Annotated in this window: 17 protein-coding genes; 6 read left to right on the top strand and 11 right to left on the bottom strand. The window is 62.5% G+C overall.

Features of this window, described 5'->3' with window-relative positions:
- Position 1 precedes the first annotated feature (1 nt).
- Positions 2 to 1,015 (top strand): flagellar motor protein MotB, encoded by a 1,014-nt coding sequence (gene motB / locus DM374_RS19910; RefSeq protein WP_110971439.1) that lies wholly within the window; start codon positions 2 to 4, stop codon positions 1,013 to 1,015.
- A 138-nt stretch (positions 1,016 to 1,153) separates the two neighbouring features.
- On the opposite strand, the gene waaA is transcribed toward motB, so the two are convergent.
- Positions 1,154 to 2,425, bottom strand: coding sequence for a lipid IV(A) 3-deoxy-D-manno-octulosonic acid transferase (gene waaA / locus DM374_RS19905; RefSeq protein WP_110971438.1), 1,272 nt, complete (start codon positions 2,423 to 2,425; stop codon positions 1,154 to 1,156).
- A gap of 65 nt (positions 2,426 to 2,490) precedes the next feature.
- The gene (locus tag DM374_RS19900; protein ID WP_110971484.1) at positions 2,491 to 3,381 is read right to left on the bottom strand and encodes a LysR family transcriptional regulator; all 891 of its coding nucleotides are present in this window, start codon (positions 3,379 to 3,381) and stop codon (positions 2,491 to 2,493) included.
- A gap of 91 nt (positions 3,382 to 3,472) precedes the next feature.
- Here DM374_RS19900 and DM374_RS19895 point away from each other — a divergent pair, with 91 nt between their 5' ends.
- The 4 genes from DM374_RS19895 to DM374_RS19880 all read left to right on the top strand — a co-directional run bounded on the left by DM374_RS19895 (position 3,473) and on the right by DM374_RS19880 (position 6,862).
- Entirely contained in the window at positions 3,473 to 3,805 is a 333-nt protein-coding gene (locus tag DM374_RS19895; RefSeq protein WP_110971437.1) for a DMT family transporter, read from the top strand.
- Between the two features lie 69 nt (positions 3,806 to 3,874).
- Positions 3,875 to 5,050, top strand: a complete 1,176-nt coding sequence (locus DM374_RS19890) for an NAD(P)/FAD-dependent oxidoreductase (protein ID WP_110971436.1) — start codon at positions 3,875 to 3,877, stop codon at positions 5,048 to 5,050.
- Complete coding sequence (locus DM374_RS19885; RefSeq protein ID WP_110971435.1) at positions 5,047 to 5,859, top strand: aldo/keto reductase; 813 nt, start codon at positions 5,047 to 5,049, stop codon at positions 5,857 to 5,859. Before DM374_RS19890 ends, DM374_RS19885 begins: the two co-directional genes overlap by 4 nt.
- A 49-nt stretch (positions 5,860 to 5,908) precedes the next feature.
- Complete coding sequence (locus DM374_RS19880) at positions 5,909 to 6,862, top strand: metal ABC transporter ATPase (protein ID WP_110971434.1); 954 nt, start codon at positions 5,909 to 5,911, stop codon at positions 6,860 to 6,862.
- A gap of 54 nt (positions 6,863 to 6,916) precedes the next feature.
- Here the strand turns inward: DM374_RS19880 and hldE are convergent, their stop codons facing one another.
- Together hldE and msbA are read right to left on the bottom strand one after the other, a co-directional pair.
- Positions 6,917 to 8,338 carry a bifunctional D-glycero-beta-D-manno-heptose-7-phosphate kinase/D-glycero-beta-D-manno-heptose 1-phosphate adenylyltransferase HldE gene (gene hldE / locus DM374_RS19875; RefSeq protein ID WP_110971433.1) on the bottom strand — a complete coding sequence of 474 codons (1,422 nt, stop codon included), beginning with the start codon at positions 8,336 to 8,338 and terminating at the stop codon, positions 6,917 to 6,919.
- Between the two features lie 120 nt (positions 8,339 to 8,458).
- Complete coding sequence (gene msbA / locus DM374_RS19865; protein WP_110971431.1) at positions 8,459 to 10,261, bottom strand: lipid A export permease/ATP-binding protein MsbA; 1,803 nt, start codon at positions 10,259 to 10,261, stop codon at positions 8,459 to 8,461.
- Positions 10,262 to 10,363: 102 nt separating this feature from the next.
- On the opposite strand from msbA, the gene DM374_RS19860 reads away from it, so the two are divergent.
- A complete protein-coding gene (locus tag DM374_RS19860; RefSeq protein WP_110971430.1) occupies positions 10,364 to 11,008 on the top strand; it encodes a BUD32 family EKC/KEOPS complex subunit in 645 nt (214 codons plus the stop codon).
- 36 nt (positions 11,009 to 11,044) lie between these two features.
- Here DM374_RS19860 and DM374_RS19855 read toward each other — a convergent pair whose 3' ends face one another.
- From DM374_RS19855 to DM374_RS19825, 7 genes are all read right to left on the bottom strand, one after another.
- Positions 11,045 to 12,136: an O-antigen ligase domain-containing protein gene (locus DM374_RS19855; protein ID WP_404821348.1), complete on the bottom strand. Its 1,092-nt coding sequence runs from the start codon at positions 12,134 to 12,136 to the stop codon at positions 11,045 to 11,047.
- Between the two features lie 62 nt (positions 12,137 to 12,198).
- Positions 12,199 to 12,969 (bottom strand): glycosyltransferase family 2 protein, encoded by a 771-nt coding sequence (locus DM374_RS19850; protein ID WP_177431583.1) that lies wholly within the window; start codon positions 12,967 to 12,969, stop codon positions 12,199 to 12,201.
- Positions 12,970 to 13,004: 35 nt separating this feature from the next.
- Positions 13,005 to 13,961: a glycosyltransferase family protein gene (locus DM374_RS19845; RefSeq protein WP_110971428.1), complete on the bottom strand. Its 957-nt coding sequence runs from the start codon at positions 13,959 to 13,961 to the stop codon at positions 13,005 to 13,007.
- The gene (locus tag DM374_RS19840; RefSeq protein WP_110971427.1) at positions 13,958 to 15,412 is read right to left on the bottom strand and encodes a PIG-L deacetylase family protein; all 1,455 of its coding nucleotides are present in this window, start codon (positions 15,410 to 15,412) and stop codon (positions 13,958 to 13,960) included. Before DM374_RS19840 ends, DM374_RS19845 begins: the two co-directional genes overlap by 4 nt.
- Positions 15,379 to 16,275, bottom strand: a complete 897-nt coding sequence (locus DM374_RS19835) for an antimicrobial resistance protein Mig-14 (RefSeq protein WP_110971426.1) — start codon at positions 16,273 to 16,275, stop codon at positions 15,379 to 15,381. The genes DM374_RS19840 and DM374_RS19835 overlap by 34 nt, the downstream gene beginning before the upstream one ends.
- A complete protein-coding gene (locus DM374_RS19830; protein ID WP_110971425.1) occupies positions 16,275 to 17,405 on the bottom strand; it encodes a glycosyltransferase in 1,131 nt (376 codons plus the stop codon). Before DM374_RS19830 ends, DM374_RS19835 begins: the two co-directional genes overlap by 1 nt.
- Positions 17,389 to 19,146 (bottom strand): carbamoyltransferase family protein, encoded by a 1,758-nt coding sequence (locus DM374_RS19825; RefSeq protein WP_095155904.1) that lies wholly within the window; start codon positions 19,144 to 19,146, stop codon positions 17,389 to 17,391. The genes DM374_RS19830 and DM374_RS19825 overlap by 17 nt, the downstream gene beginning before the upstream one ends.
- Between the last annotated feature and the right edge of the window lie 59 nt (positions 19,147 to 19,205).

The following is a 19,205-nucleotide window of genomic DNA, read 5'->3' as shown; positions in this document are numbered from 1 at the left end:
CATGGAAAATAATCAGCCGATTATCATCAAGCGCGTAAAGCGCTTTGGCGGAGGCCACCACGGTGGCGCGTGGAAGATCGCCTTCGCCGACTTCGCGACGGCGATGATGGCGTTCTTCCTCGTGCTCTGGTTGCTGTCCACGGCCACGCCGGAACAGAAGATCGCCATCGCCGGTTACTTCAAGGACCCGATCGGCTTCTCTGAAAGCGGTACGCCCTACATCATCGACCTGGGTGGTTCGCCGCAACTGGCGCCGGAAAAGACCATCAACCCTGAAGAGAAGGCCGAGCCGACGCCTGACAGCAGCATCATCAATCAGGATCAGGTCGAGAACCTGGCCGAGCAGGTCGAGCGCGAACGCCTAGAGCTGGTGCTGCAGGAGTTGCAGAACAAGGTCGAGCAGAGCCCTGAACTGCAGAAATTCAAGGACCAGATCCTCTTCGAAATTACCCAGGATGGCCTGCGTATCCAGATCGTGGATGCCGAGAACCGGCCGATGTTCGACCTGGGCAGTGCGCGGTTGAAGCCTTATTTCGAAGACATCCTGCTGGCCATGGCCGACACCATCAAGACGGTGCCGAACAAGATCAGCATCAGTGGTCACACCGACGCCAAGCCGTATGCGGGTAGCGGTGAGTACGGCAACTGGGAGCTTTCGGCCAACCGTGCCAACGCTGCCCGTCGTGCGCTGGTCGCGGGTGGTTATCCCGATACCCAGGTTGCGCGGGTGGTGGGATACGCCTCGTCGTCGCTGTTCGATCGCGAGAAGCCGCTGAACCCGGTCAACCGCCGCATCGACATCGTGGTTCTGACCAAGCGTGCTCAGCGCGCGATCGAAGGTGAGCAGCAAGCGCCGGAGACGCCGGAAAATGGCGCGCCGCAAGGTACTCAGCAGAACCCGACGGCACCGGGTGAGCCGCAGGCCGAGCCGATGCAGCCGCTGGAGCTGCGCGACAAGCTGAACATCTTCGAGGATGGGGTGTTGAAGATGGACGAGCCTGGCAAGAAGCAGTAAGCCGTGGTCGGGCGGCGCTCCGCTTGCCAGCGATGGCGGTGGTGAGTCGCCGGCGTCATCGCTGGCAAGCCAGCACACACTGTGGGAGCCGGCCTTGCCGGCGATGACGGTAGATCAAGCGACACAATCGAGCGGTTGCTATCGGATCAACGCCCCCAAGCCATCCAGCAAACGCTGCAACGCCCCCTGATTGGCACGCATCACCGCCACTCCCGCCTCCCCCATCTTCCGCGCATCCTGCGGCAACTCCACCAAGCGCCGTACCGCCGCAGCCAGCCCCTCGGCATCGTCCACGTCCTGCAAGGCGCCCGCCTCGCGCAGCATCGCGCTGATCTCAAGGAAGTTGAACACGTGCGGCCCCATGATCACCGGCAATGCCAACGCTGCCGGCTCCAGCGGGTTGTGCCCGCCAGTCGGGACCAGGCTGCCGCCGACGAACGCGATATCCGCCAGGGCATACAGAAACAGCAACTCGCCCATGGTGTCGCCGAGCAACACGCGGGTCTGGCCGTCCACCGACGCACCGGAAGAGCGCCGCACCGTGGCGAATTGCTCGCTGCACAACCCATGCACCGCATCAAAACGCTCCGGATGCCGCGGCACCAGGATCAGCAACGCATCGGCATGGACTTCCAGCAATTGCCGGTGGGCGTCGAGAATCAGCGCGTCTTCGCCGTCATGGGTGCTGGCGGCGATCCACACCGGCCGCTGACCAGCGCCCCACTGTTCGCGCAGCGCCCGCGCACGGGGCAACAAGTGCTCATCGACCTTCAGGTCGAACTTGATCGAACCGGTCACCTGCACGCATTCGGGGCGCGCGCCCAACTGCCGGAAGCGCTCGGCCTCCGTTTCGGTCTGCACTGCGAACAGGCTCATTTCCGCCAGCATCGGCCGGGTCAACCCGGCGAACCGCGCGTAGCCACGGGCCGAGCGCTCGGACAGGCGGGCGTTGGCCAACGCCACCGGAATCCCGCGTTTTGCGCACTGGTGGATATGGTTGGGCCACAGCTCGGTTTCCATGATCACCGCCAGCCGCGGCTTGGCCCGGTCGAGGAAACGCGCTGCCGCCCACGGCAGGTCATACGGCAGGTAGCAGTGCTGGATGCGCGGCTCGCCGGCGAACATCGCCTTGATCCGCTCCGAACCGGTCGGGGTCATGCAGGTCACGGTGATCGGCAACTGTGGATAACGCTCCAACAGCGCACGGATCATCGGCGCCGCCGCGATGCTCTCACCGACGGACACCGCATGAACCCAGATGCCACCCGGCTGCAAAGGCGGCAGGCCGAAGGCGAAGCGTTCAGCGATGCGCTGGCGATACGCCGGCGCCTTGCGCCCGCGCAGGAACAGGCGCAGCGCGACGAGCGGCAGGCCCAGGTGGAATAGCGAGGTATAGAGGGTTCTGTTCATGGCGCGGAAGTTTACAAGGAGTGTTGATGGTTTTGGGGATGCGGTGCCACCCTTCGCCAGTGAACTTACCCCATCGCCCGCAGATGCTCCGCAAACCGCTCCGCCAGCCACTGCGCCGCCGGCCCCAGCGGCTCATCCCGCCGCCACGCCAGTTCCACCACCAACGCCGGCGGATGCCATTCGCAGTCCAGTTCGATCATGTGCTGCTGATACATCGGGTACTGCGCCACATGCCGCGGCAACCAGGCCCAACCCAGTCCGCGCATCAACAGTTCGGCCATGACGTAGAAACTGTCCGCCCGCCACACTTGCGGGCTGGCCGGTTCGCCGCCGGCGTAACCGCTGTCTCGCGGGTTGACCAGCAACTGCCGGTGGCGCGACAGGTGTTCACACGTGACCCGCTTCAGTTTCGTCAGCGGGTGCCCGACCGTGCACACCGTAACCATCTCGATACTGCCCAGCGCCCGACGCTCCAGCGCATCCGGCACACGCTGGTGATGGAACATCAGGCCGAGGTCGGCGCGCCGCTCCACCAGTTGCCGAGCGACATCACCTTGGGCGCTGCTGGCCAATTGAACTTCCAGCAGCGGAAAGCGCTGCGACAACTCATCCAGGCTTTCGACCACCGGTGAATAGGGCATCGCCTCGTCATGCGCCAGCCGCAAACACGGCTCCTGCCCGCGCAATAACGCCGACGCCCTGCCCTCCAGGCGTTCGCACTGACGCAACAGCTCGCGGGCGTCCTCAAGCAATGCCGCGCCAGCTTCGGTCAGCTGTGGCTGACGGCCGCTGCTACGCTCGAACAGGGTCAGCCCCAGGTCATCCTCCAACAACGCGATGGCGCTACTGACCGCCGATTGCGCCCGTCGCTCAGCCCGGGCCACCGCCGAAAACGAACGCTGCTCCGCCACTTCGACGAACAGGCGCACCTGCTCCAGATTCCACTGCGGATGAATCATTCGACCTATCTCCATACCAGATAGGAAATGACTTTACCGCATCTGGCCAATCCCTAGAATGCTCGACCAGAACCCAGGAGCAAACACCATGAATGCCTACGTCTACCTCGCTATCGCCATCTGCGCCGAAGTCATTGCCACCGCCTCGATGAAAGCGGTCAAGGGCCTCAGCACCCCGCTGCCACTGGCGCTGATGGTCTGTGGCTACGCCGTGGCGTTCTGGATGCTGACCCTGGTGGTGCGCAGCATTCCGGTAGGCATCGCCTACGCGATCTGGTCGGGCCTGGGCATCGTGCTGATCAGCATCGCCGCGCTGGTGATCTACGGCCAGAAGCTCGACCTGCCGGCCATCTTCGGCATGGCGATGATCGTCGGCGGTGTGGTAGTGATCCAGTTGTTCTCGAAAACCACCGGACATTGACACCAGAAGGGGTGACCCGCGTAACAGGCTGTATACTTGCCCACCTGTCCAAGCTTGTGAGGTAAGTGCATGCCATCGGTAATTTCCACCGACGTCCTGATCGTCGGCGCAGGGGTCGCGGGTCTCTGGCTCAACGCCCGACTGCGGCAGCTGGGCTATTCGACGGTATTGGTGGAACGGGCCAGCGTTGGTGGCGGGCAAACCCTCAAGTCTCAGGGCATCATCCACGGCGGCGCCAAATACGCGCTGCACGGCGCCCTCAGCGGAGCCTCCGAAGCCATCGCCGACATGCCACGGCGCTGGCGCGAGGCGCTGGCCGGCAACGGCGAGCTGGACCTGTCCGGCGTTCGTTTGCTGTCCGAAGCCCACTATCTCTGGTCTCCCGGCACCCTCGCCGGCAACCTCACCAGCTTCTTCGCCAGCAAGGCCGTGCGCGGCCGGGTCGATCAGGTCAAGGGCGAGCAATTGCCGCCGGCCCTGCAAGACCGCGCCTTCAAGGGCAAGGTCTATCGTCTGGCCGAACTGGTCGTCGACGTGCCGAGCCTGCTCGAACGCCTGGCCGAGCTGGCCGGCGACAGCCTGCTGGCCGGCGAGCGAATCGAAGCCCTGCGTGACGGGGACGACCTGGCCGGTCTGCGTGTCGATGATCGCGAGATTCGCGCTCAACGCGTCGTCCTCAGTGCCGGCGCCGGCACCGCTGACCTGCTGGCCGATCTCGGCCTGAGCCAGCCAGCAATGCAGCGCCGGCCGCTGCATATGGTCCTGGCCAAGGGCCCGAGCCTCAAGCCGCTGTACGCGCACTGCCTGGGAGGGGGGCCGAAGCCGCGCATCACCGTGACCACTCACCCGGCCGCCGACGGCCAATGGGTCTGGTACCTCGGTGGTGACCTGGCCGAAGCCGATGGCGTGGCCCGCGAACCCGACGCGCAGATCGCTGCAGCGAAGAAAGAAGTCTCCAACCTGCTGCCATGGGTCGACTTGAGTCAGGTACGTTGGGCCACCTTGCGGGTCGACCGTGCCGAGCCTGCGCAATCCGGGATGGTCCGTCCGGACAACGCCTTTATCGCCGACCAGCAGCGGCTGCTGGTCGGCTGGCCGACCAAACTTGCGCTGGCACCGGATTTCGCCGATCGCGTCCTCCACGCGCTGGAGCGCGACGGCATCAAGCCCGGCAGGCTCCCCGCCCTGCCCGACCTGCCCAAGCCACCGCTGGCACAACCGGTATGGGAGCAACTGCTGCCATGACCCTGCCTACCCTGCACGACCTTCATCGCCCATTGGGCAGCACCGGCCTGTCGGTTTCGCCGCTGGGCCTGGGCACGGTGAAACTGGGCCGCGACCAAGGGGTCAAGTACCCCAACGGTTTCACCATCCCTGACGATCACGAAGCCCGTCAGTTGCTGGCCCAGGCCCGCGAGCTGGGCATCAACCTGATCGACACCGCGCCGGCCTATGGCCGCAGCGAAGAACGCCTCGGCCCGCTGCTGCGCGGCCAGCGCGATCAGTGGGTGATCGTCAGCAAGGTCGGCGAAGAGTTCGACGACGGCCAATCGCGTTTTGACTTCAGTGCCGCTCACACCCGCGCCTCGGTGGAACGCAGCCTGAAGCGCCTGGAAACAGAATGTATTGATTTGGTCCTGGTGCACTCCAACGGTGACGACCTGCATATCCTCGACAACGAGGAGGTCTACCAGACCCTCGCCCTGCTCAAGCAAGAAGGCAAGATTCGCGGCTTCGGTTTTTCCGGCAAGACCGCTGCGGGCGGCCTGAAAGCCCTGGAACAGGGCGACTGCGCCATGGTCACCTACAATCTCAACGAACAGGCCGAGCGCCCGGTGCTCGATTACGCCGCCAGCCACAACAAGGCCATTCTGGTGAAGAAGGCCCTGGCCAGCGGCCACGTCTGCCTGAGCCCGGGCGTCGATCCGGTGCGTGCCAGCTTCGAGTTGCTGTTTGGCCATCCCGGCGTGACCAGTGCTATTGTCGGCACCATCAATCCGGTGCACCTGGCCCACAACGTGGCCACCGTTTCCCAGGTGCTACGCAAGCGCTGAACACGCTGAGCCGCCGCCGCGGCCGACCCCAACGCAAGAAGGAGCCGACATGCCGCGAACGCTGATCCGCAAGAATCCGAGCAACTTCAAGACCCTTCCCTTGCACGTTGAAGCCGGCCCCGACGGCCTGAGCTACCAGAGCATCGGCCGGCCACTGAACTTCGCCCAGACCTTGCAACGGCGTAAAGCCATCCAGGTCCCCGACAGCGAACGCTTCGCCGTCGAGCTGGCCAACCTCGGGGTGTCGGTACGCCTGACCCTGCACTGGCAGAGCCGCGATTACTGGGTGCTGGTACGCCAGCGCCGCCAGGATCGCGGCGACGTGGTGCTCAAGCTGATTTCCGGTTACGTCCCCGCCCAGGAACTCAACCTGCCGCTGCACACGGCAGTCCAGGAAGTCGCCGAAGAATGCCTTCTGGAAACCCCGGAAGGCTGGCTCGGTGGCCGCTTCAACGAGACCTGGCTACCGGCCCCGTATGCCGAAGCGCTGCACTATCGCGAAGCACTGCCCTTCGTCCTCACCCCTCACTCCGGCGCGGCGCGGCCGGTGCGCTGCGGCAACCTGCAATTGATTGAGCGTCCACGCGCCTACGTGCATCTGCCGACCGCATCGTTGCAACTGATCTACGACCTGCGCCTGCAGGTACCAAAGGAAGCCAAGTCGTTGAGCCTGTTCCACGTCGATGAACGCCTGGAGGGTGATCAACTGGTAGCCCGGCTCAACCGCAGTCGTCCCGATCTCTACCTGATGCCCCTCGAAGACGGCCAGCCACAGCCCGAGCTTTACCACCTGAAAAAAGACCGCTTGTTGCCGGCAAGTACGCGCGGCCTTTACCTGGCCGAGAGCTTCGCCCGGCAGGACGGCTGGGTGGTGCGGGACGAAAGGATTCGCTGGAAGGATTGGCTCAGGCAGCAAGGCCTGGCCCCGACGAAGCCGGCCAGCGGGTTGCAGCGCTTGACTGGCAAGCTGCTGCAGATTGCCCGGGGTAGCCTGGGCAAATGATTCGGGCCCCGTACACGACGTTTCATCGCGAACGGGGCCCGTCTTTTTCTTGAATCAGTTCTTGCGGATCTTCTCGACAATCGCCGTGGTCGAGCTGTTTTCCACCAGTCCCAACACCTTCACCGTCCCGCCGTAGGCCTTGACGATATCGGCGCCGACCACTTGATCGATGCCATAGTCACCGCCCTTGACCAGCACATCCGGCTTGACCTGGCTCAGCAGGTTTTCCGGAGTGCCTTCAGGGAAACTGATAACCCAGTCCACCGCCCCCAGGCCGGCCAGCACGGCCATGCGCCGATCGACGCTGTTGATTGGACGGCCCGGACCTTTCAGGCGACTCACCGAAGCGTCGTCGTTGACCGCGACGATCAGGCGATCGCCCTGGGCGCGCGCCTGCTCCAGGTAGGTCACGTGACCGGCATGGAGAATGTCGAAGCAGCCGTTGGTAAAGACGATCTTCTCGTTGTGCGCCCGCGCATCATCAATGGCCAGCAGCAACTGATCGAGGCTCAGCACACCACGCTCGGAGCCTTCTTCGCGCTGGATCGCCCTACGCAGTTCCGGGGCACTGATTGCGGCGGTACCCAACTTGCCGACCACGATACCGGCAGCAAGATTGGCCAGACCGACCGCGTGGGGCAGGTCTTCACCGGCGGCGATGGCAGCGGCCAGGGTGGAAATCACCGTGTCGCCGGCACCGGTCACATCGAACACTTCACGGGCGCGGGCTGGCAGGTGCAGGGCCGGGTGCTCCGGGCGCAGCAGGGTCATGCCGTGCTCGCCGCGGGTTACCAGCAAGGCGCCCAGTTCCAGGTCACGCATCAGCTCACCGCCCTTGGCCACCAGTTCGGCCTCGTCGGCGCAACGGCCGACGATGGTTTCGAATTCACTGAGGTTCGGGGTGATCAGACTGGCGCCACGGTAAATGGAAAAATCCTTGCCCTTGGGGTCGGCCAGCACCGGAATGCCGCGCTCGCGGGCAGCCTGGATCAGGCTTTGGTGATTCTTCAGTGCACCCTTGCCGTAGTCGGACAGGACCAGCACTTTCACCCCTTCCAGCAAGGCGTCGACTTCCGCGCCAAGAGAGAGCGGGTCGGTCGCAAAGGGTTCTTCGAAATCGATGCGCAGCAGTTGCTGGTGACGGCTCATGACCCGCAGCTTGACGATGGTCGGCTGGTGGGCAATGCGCTGGAACACCGAGCGCACGCCTGCTGCTTGCAGGCTGTTGGCCAGGCTGTCGGCCGCCTCGTCCTGGCCGGTAACCCCGACCAGCGCAGCCGGCGCGCCGAGCGCGGCAATGTTCAACGCAACGTTGGCCGCACCGCCCGGACGGTCCTCGATCTGCTCGACCTTGACCACCGGCACCGGCGCTTCAGGCGAGATTCTGGAGGTACCGCCATGCCAATAGCGGTCGAGCATGACATCGCCGACCACCAGTACCGGGGCTTGATCGAAACGCGGCATGGACAACTTCATGGAGAACCCATCAGACAAAATGAACAGGGGCGGGATATTAGCACAGGCTTCGCGCCAGCCAGATTACAGCCAGCGCCCCGCTGTGCGGGCCAGGGCGCAAGACGCCCTGGCGAAGGTGTTTCAGGTGATGTCAGCCTTGCTTGGCTCATCCAGCCCCATGGCATGCAGGCGAGCGTAGTAGCCGTTCTCGGCGAGCAACTGCTGGTGCGTGCCGCGCTCGACGATCCGGCCCTGATCCATGACCAGGATCAGATCGGCCTTTTCGATGGTCGACAGGCGGTGGGCGATCACCAGGGTGGTGCGTCCCTTCATCACCTGGTCCAGGGCCGCCTGGATATGCCGCTCGGACTCGGTATCCAGCGCCGAGGTGGCTTCGTCGAGGATCAGCAACGGGGCGTTCTTCAACAGGGCGCGGGCGATTGCGAGACGCTGGCGCTGTCCACCGGAGAGCAGCACGCCGTTCTCGCCGACCTGGGTGTCGAAGCCCTGCGGCAGTTGCTCGATGAACTCCTTGGCGTAGGCATCCGCAGCGGCGGCCTCGATCTGCTCACGGGGCGCGCCGGCCAGATCACCATAGGCGATGTTGTTGGCGACGGTGTCGTTGAACAGGGTCACATGCTGGGTCACCTGGGCGATGTGCTTGCGCAGGTTGCGTAGCCGATAGTCCTCGACCTCGACGCCATCGAGCAGGATCTCGCCATGCTCGTGCTGGTAGAAACGCGGGATCAGCCCGGCCAACGTCGACTTGCCGCTGCCCGAACGCCCGACCAGAGCAACCATCTGCCCCGGCTCGGCGCTGAAGTTTATGTCGTTGAGCACCAGGCGCTCGGTACCCGGATAGGAGAAGGTGAGATTGCGCACTTCCAGCCGGCCACTGACGCGATCACGCTCGACAGTGCCGCTATCGACTTCAGGCTCGACGTCCAGTTGTTCGAAAATGCTCTCGGCGCCGGCCACGCCTTTCTGGATGGTCGAACTGACTTCCGAGAGTTGGCGGATAGGCTTGGGCAGCAGGCCCGCAGCGGTGATGTAGGCTACGAGGTCGCCAGCGGTGGCATCACCGCGCAGGAACAACACCAGGAACATCAGCACTGCCATGGCGGTGTAGATCACCAGTTGCAGCATCGGCGTGTAGACCGCGCCGGTCTTGGTCATGCGCAGTTGCTTGTCGGTGTTGCTCTGGCTTGCCTTGGCAAAGCGCTCCTGCTCGTACTGCTCGCCGCCAAAGCTGCGCACCACCCGGTAGCCCTGGATGGTTTCCGAAGCGACATGGGTCACGTCGCCCATGGCTACCTGAATCTTCTTGCTCTGCTTGCGGAATTTCTTGCTCGCGCTGCTCACCATGATCGCGATCAGCGGCAGGATCGCCAGCATCACCAGGGTCAGTTGCCAGTTCATCCACAACAGGTAGATGAACAGGAACACCACGGTCAGGCCTTCACGGATCACCACCTTGATGGCGTCGGTCGCGGCGCCGGTGACCATGGTCACGTTGAAGGTGATACGCGAAATCAGGTGACCGGAGTTGTTGTTGTCGAAGTAGCGGTTGGGCAGGACCAGCAGCTTGTTGAACAGCTCGACCCGCAAGTCGTGCACCAGGCCCAGGGAGACCTTGGCCAGAAAGTAGTTGCCCAGAAATGAACCAAGACCCTGCCACGCCGCGATCAGTACGATCAACAGGGGCACGGCCTGGAGCAGTTGCAGGTCCTTCAGGTAGGGCACCGTAGGGAACAGCACCGCTTCGGGGTTGCTCAATCCATCGACGAAATACTTGAGGATGCCGGCCAGCATGGGCTGGGTCGAGGCGAAGATAACGAACCCGACGATACTGAGCAGGAAAACGCCGACATAAGGCTTCACATAGCTCAGCAGACGGAAGTAGATCTTCATACTCGAAGGGGCAGACGATTCGGGGGCGGTCATGAGAATCCGTCATGTGAAAAAGAGGCGGGATTGTATCACAAGCACTTTTTGCCACTTCCTGCTGAGGTAATATAGCCGGCTGGCCTTTACACCGGAGTTTCGATGCAAGCGCTCGACCACGCCCGCTACCTCGCCCTGCGCGAAGGTGCGCACGTTCTGGAAGCCGACGGCACCGGAGACAAGGTATTACGCCTGCGTGACGGCTCGATGTTGAAGCTGTTCCGCCGCAAGCGCCTGATCAGTTCGGCTGCCTGGTACCCCTACGCACGCCGTTTTGCCGACAACTGCAAGACCCTGGCCGAACGCGCTATCCCCTGCCCTCGCGTACGCGAGGTCTATCGCATCGCCGACATCGCCCGCGACGCAGTGCACTACGACCCGCTGCCGGGCAAGACCCTGCGCCAGTTGCTGGATGATCCCGACAGCGGTGACAACCTGCGACGTCAATTGGGCATTTTCATTGCCCAACTGCACGAGAAAGGCATCTACTTCCGCTCCGCGCACCTGGGCAACGTGGTGCTGACGCCCGAGGGCGACCTCGGCCTGATCGACATCGCCGACATGCGCACCTACCGCCGCCCACTGCGCAAGATCCAACGGCTGCGCAACTTCAAGCACATGCTGCGCTACAAGGAAGATCGTGCCTGGTTGCTGGGCAACGGCAGCGATGTGTTCGAACGTGCTTACCTGGCGGCGCAGACCACCTGCAAACCGGCCGATCTCGCCGCCGCCCTGGCGAAGGCCTGAAACGAAGCGACCACCCGAAGGTGGTCGCAGGGTCCATCAGATCAACCAGCGCTTTGGTGTGTGTACCACCCGCCCTAGTACCACCGCTGCCGGCAGCAGCACCAGAGGCCAGAGCTCGTCGGGGTTGCCGATGAGCTTGCTGCCATCGAAGTTCAACATCACCAGCGAAGCAGCCAGGAACAGTCCCCACGCGTCGCGCAGACGCCAGGCTTGCCACAGGGTGGCAGCCATCACCACGCCAAACAGCACCAGCGATACCCCACCGGTATACAGCCCCAGCGCCACAAAGATGTTATGTGGATGCTGAATGGGCATGAAGCCACTAAGTAATTTTTCGGTCTTGAACTCAACCCCGCAGCCAAGCAACCAGCCGCAATTGCGCCACTCACCCACCATGACCTGGAACAACTCGATCCGGAAGGAATCACCGCGCGCCATCATTCCAGTGAACCAGGCCTGGTTGCTGATGATCCAGAACACAAACCCTGCCACTGCGGCGCCAACTGCCAGACCTGTCAGTCCGTACTTCGGGAAACGCCAGATGCCATAAGCGGCCCAGAGTCCCAGCAGGAAGAACGCGCCAACAAGCGCCGTACGTGTCTGCAAGACAAAGACGACGGCGAAGAGGCTCAGTACCACTGCACTGAAAGCTTCAATCCAGCGACGCTCTTTCAACCACAGGGGGAACGCCAAGGCCAGCGCACAGAGCAACCAGATGCTCGCGTAGATGACGTTCTCAAGACGCGACGGCAGCAGGTTGACGCGCTCGCCGAACGCATGGAGCCCGCTCAGATAGGCATAAGCTGCAAAACCGTAAATGTAGGCACAGAGAATCCAGAACATGCACCGCACAAACGCCGGGTGCCGGAAGAAGTCAGGTTCGACCAACGCCGCGATGATAAAGATGAACAGTCCCACATACAGGATGTGTTTGTAGAACTGGCCATCCCCCGCAATCGCGGCGGGCACCAGAAACCACAGCAAGAAAACCAGCCAGGCCCAGACCAACGGCTGCTGCACCAGGCCCGCACCCCGCTCCTTGATCAGGAACACCAGTCCCGGCAACGCAATAAAGGCGTAGAAGATGTTATTCGTCCATTTCGACGATGCCATCAGGATGTAGCTCAAAAGAAATATGATCGTGGCTACGGCGAAGTAGCTTCGACTTGTCCTGTTTCCCACACTTGACCTCACAAAACAGCGTTAATCAGAAAACCTATCACCACGCCAACAGCTACGCTGCCTATGAGCTTGATGCGATCCCTGCGTTTACGTCGAAGCTTGTTGACGCGCTCTTGCGGCAGCTCGACATGCTCTCCAAATCCGGTGTGCAACACCGCATCATTTTCCAGAATCAATGCATAGCGGTTTTCCGCCGCGTACAGGCGGGAAAGGCTCTTCTCGCCAGAGTGCGCAGCGTAGGGCGCATGCTGCTGGTAATCCGCCAGGCGACGCAGCCCCGGGTTGAACGAAAACCCCTGCCAGTCGGCCTTTTCCGAGCCCAACTGATAGAAGGGGATGCCTTGTACCACCTGCCGCTCATTGAGAAAGACGTACGGGCTGTGCACCTGAAGGTCGTGATTGAAACTGCGCAGCCACACTTGCAGGGCTTGCGGGTCAGCTTCGAGCAGGACCTGCGAGTCTTCAATGAAGCCCGGACGATAGAAGTCCCAGTCGTCCTCGCAATGGAAGACCCAGAACGTCTTGATTTGCGCGTAAGCGGCGTCGATCGAACGCATCTGGCCCAGCTTGGGTTTGTTGACGATGAACGTGGTGTGCTCTCGCCAGGCTGCCGGGATGCAATCGCGTACGGCTTCGTCACCCGAGTCTTCGGTGATGAACACCTCGCGAATGGGAGCCGTGTTGAAGCGGTCGAAAGTTTCGAGCGTACGCTTCAACAGGTCGAACCGACCACAGCTGGTCACCATCAAGGTGATCTCACTGCTTTCGCTGAAGACCATTGTTATTCATCCTCGGTAAAAACGATTGAACGGCCTTACAGGCCGACGACGTTGCGCAGTTTGCTCCACCAGCCCGGCGCCACATGCGGGCGCAACGGCGGACGCATGGCATCGACGATGGCCTTGCCCAATGCATGGAATGTGAAGCGCTGCTCGGCCAGCAACTGGCCGTTGCGCGATATTGTCAGGGCCAGCTCGGGCTGCTCGCGCAGGTACCGCAACTTCTCGCGAAACTCTTCAAGATCCCGGTACAGCACAATGTTGTGCAGATCGACGAAACCAAGCGCGCGGTTTTCTTCCTCGCCCTGGTCGAAGGCGAACAGCACGCAACCGCACGCCATGGCCTCGAAGTTCTTGATCATGTACTCGCCCATACCGACATCGGCACTGACGAAGAAACGGATTCGGCTCAGGGTTTCCCTGTATTCCTCACCCGACTTGGTACGGGTGATGAGCAGGTTTTCGACTGCTGCGATCGACTCGAGCATCGCCTTGCGCCCGGAGTAGGCCACGCTGCGCAGGCTACCGACAAAGGCCAGTTCGATATCGCGCTCACGCTGTTCATTGCTCAACAGGGCCTGGTCGTAGCCCTTGGGAATGAACACGGCGTCGAAGCCTTCATCACACAGACGGCGAGTCACCACTGCACCGGACGTGATAACCCTCGCCCACGGCAGATTGCGGTAGTGCTCGCTGAACTTGCCGGTGTACTTGCACGGGATGTAATTCTGGTAGGCGTCATGCTCCAGAATCACCAGGTTAGGCAAAGTACGGATGAAGTTGACCTGCCGGATCTCCTTCTTGAAGCGCAGGAAGAACAGAATCCGATCGTAATCCCCGACCTTCACATGCTCCCGGAAGTACTTGCGCAAGTTGTCCTGCTCGGTATCGGTAAGCCAGCGGATATCGCATTCGCACTCCGCCGCGATGCCGTCGTAGAGACGATCGAGAATTGCACGCTGATCTTTCTGAACCAGGAAAAGGACTTTCACCGTTGCTCTCTCTTGTCGGCCGTGGCTTTGACCCAGAAGAGTTCGTGCCGGCGTACTGCCTTGCGGAAGAACTCGTTTTCGCCAAAGGCCGGCCATCTCCGGGCGGCCAGATAATGCTGGACCAGTCGCCGCAAGCGCCGCTTGAACGGGGGGCCGGGTTGAAGGTCGTGCATCATGCCCAACGACATAGCCTTTTGCCACTGTTGTTGCGAAGTCACCGCATGGGTCCAGGGCCTCATCGGCGCCTCAGCGTCGAAATGCGGTGGCAGCGCCACGCCGCTACCGGCATTGCCCATCGGCCAGCGATCGTTGTCGTGAAGATGATTGGCGTAATGCAGCAACCAGCGTGGCTGCCAGTCGGTCCGCGCCAATGCTTCGATCAACGCGTCACGGGCACAGATGTGGTCGGGATGAGGGTCCAGGAGTGGCTCGGGCAGCACGATGGTCGACGGACGAATCCGCTCGATCAGCTCGCACAGATCCTGGACCAGGTTGCGCCAGGAGGGCGTGCCGTCTGCGTCGCTGGTCAGTGACAGGTTGTTGAAACGCCGAAACAGGCGGGTATCCAGCAGATCCGCTTCACGGGAACCAACGGCTTTTTCCGGTTCGGCCTTCATCGCGGGCAGTTGCAGGCAGAAGTAACCGAGTTGCACACAGCGTTCCTGCGGCACCCCCGCCCACAGCGGCACGCTGATGCTGTCCCAGGCGCGAAGCTGGCCTTTGAGGCGAGCGGCGGCAACCGGGTCCAGGCCCATGGCACGGTAGTGTTCGGTTTCGATCTCGCCGGCGGTCAGGGTGACGACCCAGCTTTCCCGCGCTTCACTGTAAGTGGCGAAGGCTGCCAGCTCGGCATCGTCGGCATGAGGTGCGATGACCAGCAACGGCCCGGCCAGGTAGTCGGGATGGCGGCAGACAAACAGCTCGGTCTGGTCATCCAGCCGGCAGCGCTGCCCGCCCAGCCAGAGGCGCCCCTCGTTCAAGGCAAGATGCTGCCCCGTCAGGTTCAGGTAGCGGATACCGGCCACGCCGCGCTCGAACGCCTGACTGTCCTCTTCGTCGCCGCGAATTTTCACCGCAGGATCAAGAAAGCGTCCCAGAAGGCCAGCCCGCAAACGTACCTTGAGCACCAGCGTGTCGCCCGGCTGCAACTTGCAGTCCGATGGCAAGCTCAGCAGCCCCTGATTCAGGGTCAATGCATGGCGCTCGTCGGCGTCGATACGGTAGTCGTAATCGCTAGCCGGCGAGTAAAACAGGTGGTCGGCAAACCACGCTTCATGCGCCACCCAGGCGACCACCGCCAGCAGCAGCGGCAACCACCACGCCACCAGCACGCCAACGACGGCCAGCAATAATAGACCGAGCAACAGGCCCATTCGCTTGTTGCGGCGGTGTCGCTTGAGCAACTGCTGTTTGCGGTTCACACCTGGAACACCGGCACGGGGTTGCACCATCGGTCCTTGTACTCGCGATCAGAACGGCCAAAGGAGAAACGCAGCAACTTGTCGCGTGCGCGGGCATCCTCCCAGGCACTCTGGGTATTGAGGAAGCTGAGCACGCTGCCCGGGCTGAACTCACGGGTCTGTGGGTCGACGCCGCCATTGACGTATTCCACGCTGATCCATTCTGGCGCTTCAACCCTGTACACCAGCTGAATGGCAATCGGCGCATCGTTGAGAAACACCACCGAACCGATCAACAGCGACCGCAGCCGTTCGATGACTTCCGCCATGCGCTCGGCGCCGGTAGCCGGGAAGGTCCAGCGCCGCAGGAACAGGTCGCAGTACATCGCAGCGATTTCGGCGCTGTCGAAATCCTGGATCGGCCGCACCACACCACCTGCCTCTTCCAACAAGCGCAGCTCGCGGCGTTGGTTGTAACGGAATTTTTTCGACAGATCTTCCGGTTGCCGAGCCATGGCCAGCGATTCGGCCTGTGGCTTGAGCGTGCTGAAACGCCCCTGATTCAGTTCCGACAGGTAGCGACCGGCATGCCGCAGCGGCGCCTGGGCATCGGCTGCGGCCGGCAGAATGATTTCGGCGTTGCCGAGATCGAAGAGCCCTTTTTGACCGTGGCGTTTAAGCACGTCCTTGGACAACGCCAGGTGACGCCCCCAGACCGGGATCGCGGCCTTGATCTCGCCGGACTGCCGCCAGGCCAGGTAACGCACCGGGATTTCGGCCATTTCGGCGAGCTGTGCTACCACCAGCGGGTGTGTCGCGACGCTGCCGCCGAAGCGCGCCCAGGCCTGTTCATAAGTCTGAGCGTCGACAACGCTCCAGCCGCGCTCGCGCCAGCCTTGAAGTCGATTGAGCATCAGGCCCCCGCGGTCAGCGTGACGACGTGAGGCAGGCGCCAGAACACTTCGCGCACCGCCTCGTCGGAGAATCGCTCACGCAGCCGTTCAAGCATCCGCGCCCTGCATTCCTGGCGTTGTTCGTCGGTCATCTGAGCGAGCACTTGCAGCGCCTGGGCCAGTGCCGCGGCATCCCCGAGCGGGAACAGCACACCGACACCTTCCACCACTTCGACCGCACCGCCGCAAGCTGTCGCGGCAACCGGCGCACCCGCCACCATGGCTTCCAGCAGGACCATGCCGAACGGCTCATGGTCCGAACTCAGGGCAAAGGTGTCGAAGGCAGCGAAGTAGCGCCTGGCGTCGGGCACCTGGCCGAGGAAGTCCACCTGGGCAGCAATGCCCAACTCGGCGGCCAATGCTTTAAGCGAACCGTCCAAACGCCCCTTACCAAGGATCGCCAGCCGCGCTCCGGCCGGAAGATTCGGCAGCGCCTGGGCGAAACCGCGCAGCAAGGTTGCCTGGTCCTTGTCAGGGTGAAGGCGGCCGACGTTGCCGACAATCCAGGCTTGCGGGTCCAGTTTCAGCGCGACGCGGGCCTCGGCGGCCGGCACCAGCGCACCCTGCAGCGCGTCGATATCGATACGGTTGTACAGGGTCTGGATCCGCTCGGCTGGCCATTTCGGCAGGCAACGGCGCATGTTGTCGCGCACGGCATCGGACACACCCAGCAGGCTCAGGCGCTTGCTGAACAGATTGGCGAACAGTTTCCGGCTGCCACGCTTGTAGTCATCGAAGGCGTGATGCACGCCAATGACCGGCAGGCGCGTGGCCAGCAGGGTGATGTAGATAGGCTTGAAGCGATGAGCGATACAGAAACTGAAATCGCGCTCGGCAGCGATACGCCGCAACGCACGGATCGCACCCAGCTTCAGGCCACGAATGGCGCTGGAGCTGAACTCGAGAAACAGCACTTCATCACTGGCGCACCCCGCTGCCACCTGGGCGTCGGCCTTGCCAGTGAGAAACACTGTAGTGACCTTGTAGCCACTGCCGGCGAACAGGCTGGCGTACTGACGGGCGCAATCGAGAAAGGGCCCGTCGTAGCCATGGCAGAACTGCAGGACACGCTTGTCAGTCGAGCGTGTCATAGGCTTTCGCGCCGTCCTTCACGACCAGGATGTCTTCCATGATCAGGTACTGCAGGTCGGAGCCGAAGAACATGTTCAACGCATCGGTCGGCGAGCAGATCATCGGCTCGCCACGGCGGTTGAGCGAGGTGTTCAGCGATACGCCGTTACCCGTCAGCGTTTCCAGCGCTTTCATCATGTCGTAGTAACGCGGGTTGTACTCGCGCTTGAGCACCTGGGCACGGGAGGTGCCGTCTTCATGGACGACTTCCGGCACGCGGGTTTTCCACTCTTCCGAGACTTCGAAGGTGAAGGTCATGAACGGCGCCGGGTGATCGACCTTGATCATCTGCGGGCCGACGGTGTCGAGCATGGACGGGCAGAAAGGCCTCCAGCGCTCGCGGAACTTGATTTGCTCGTTGATCCGGTTGGCCACGCCCGGCACGCTCGGGCAGCCGATGATCGAACGGCCACCGAGGGCGCGCGGGCCGAACTCCATGCGGCCCTGGAACCAGGCTACCGGGTTGCCGTCGACCATGATCTGGGCGATGCGCTCCGGCATGTCGTCGATCTTGCGCCATTTCGGTGCGCTCGGATGACGGGCGCAGGCGGCGATGACATCTTCGTTGGAGTACGCGGGGCCGAGATAGACGTGTTCCATCTTCTCCACCGGCACGCCACGGGCATGGGAAACATAGGCTGCGGCGCCAACTGCGGTGCCGGCATCGCCGGACGCCGGCTGGACGAACAGCTCTTTCAGGTCCGGGCGGGCGATGATTTTCTGGTTCAGCTTGACGTTCAGCGCACAGCCGCCAGCGAAAGCGAGCTTGCCGGTTTCCTTGAGGACATCGCCCAGGTAGTGGTCGATCATCTGCAGCGCCAGCTTCTCGAACAGCGCCTGCATGCTGGCGGCGTAGTGGATGTACGGCTCGTCGGCGATGTCGCCTTCGCGCTTCGGACCCAGCCACTCGATCAGCTTCGGCGTGAAGTAGAAGCCCTTGCCCTTCTCTTTATAGCGACGCAGGCCAATGACGTTGGCGTACTCGGTGTTGATCACCAATTCGCCATTTTCGAAGCTGGCCAGGCGCGAGAAGTCATATTTGCTGGCATCGCCGTAAGGCGCCATGCCCATGACCTTGAACTCGCCGTCGAGCATTTCGAAACCGAGGAACTCGGTGATCGCGCCGTACAGGCCACCCAGCGAATCCGGATCGAAGAACTCCTTGATCTTGTGGATCTTGCCGTTCTCGCCGTAGCCGAAGAAGGTGGTGGCGTACTCGCCCTTGCCGTCGATGCCGAGGATCGCGGTCTTTTCCTTGAAACCCGAGCAGTGGTAGGCACTGGAGGCGTGCGCCAGGTGGTGCTCGACCGGCTCGATCTTGATCTTCTTCGGATCGAAGCCCAGTTGCTCCAGGCACCAGACGATCTTCTTGCGGTAGCGCTTGTAGCGACGGTTGCCCATCAGGATCGCGTCAAGGGCGCGGTCCGGGGCATACCAGTAGCGCTTGGCATAGTGCCAGCGAGCCTTGCCGAACAGGCTGATGGGCGCGAACGGGATCGCAACCACATCGACGTCGGACGGCTTGATGCCGGCTTGTTCCAGACAGAACTTCGCCGATTCGTAGGGCATGCGGTTCTTTGCATGTTTGTCGCGCACGAAGCGCTCTTCTTCAGCGGCGGCAATCAGCTTGCCGTCGATGTACAGGGCCGCGGAAGGATCATGGCTAAGGGCGCCGGACAGGCCAAGAATCGTCAATGCCAAGGGTCTAGCCTCTTTATTCGGTAAAAATGCGCTGCGGCCTCATCGGGCTGGCGGCGGCG

Origin of the sequence: Pseudomonas huaxiensis, from assembly GCF_003231275.1 — a bacterium.
Lineage (GTDB): Bacteria > Pseudomonadota > Gammaproteobacteria > Pseudomonadales > Pseudomonadaceae > Aquipseudomonas > Aquipseudomonas huaxiensis.
The sequence above is the reverse complement of the archived record's forward strand: the minus strand, read 5'-3'. Positions and strand labels throughout refer to the sequence as shown.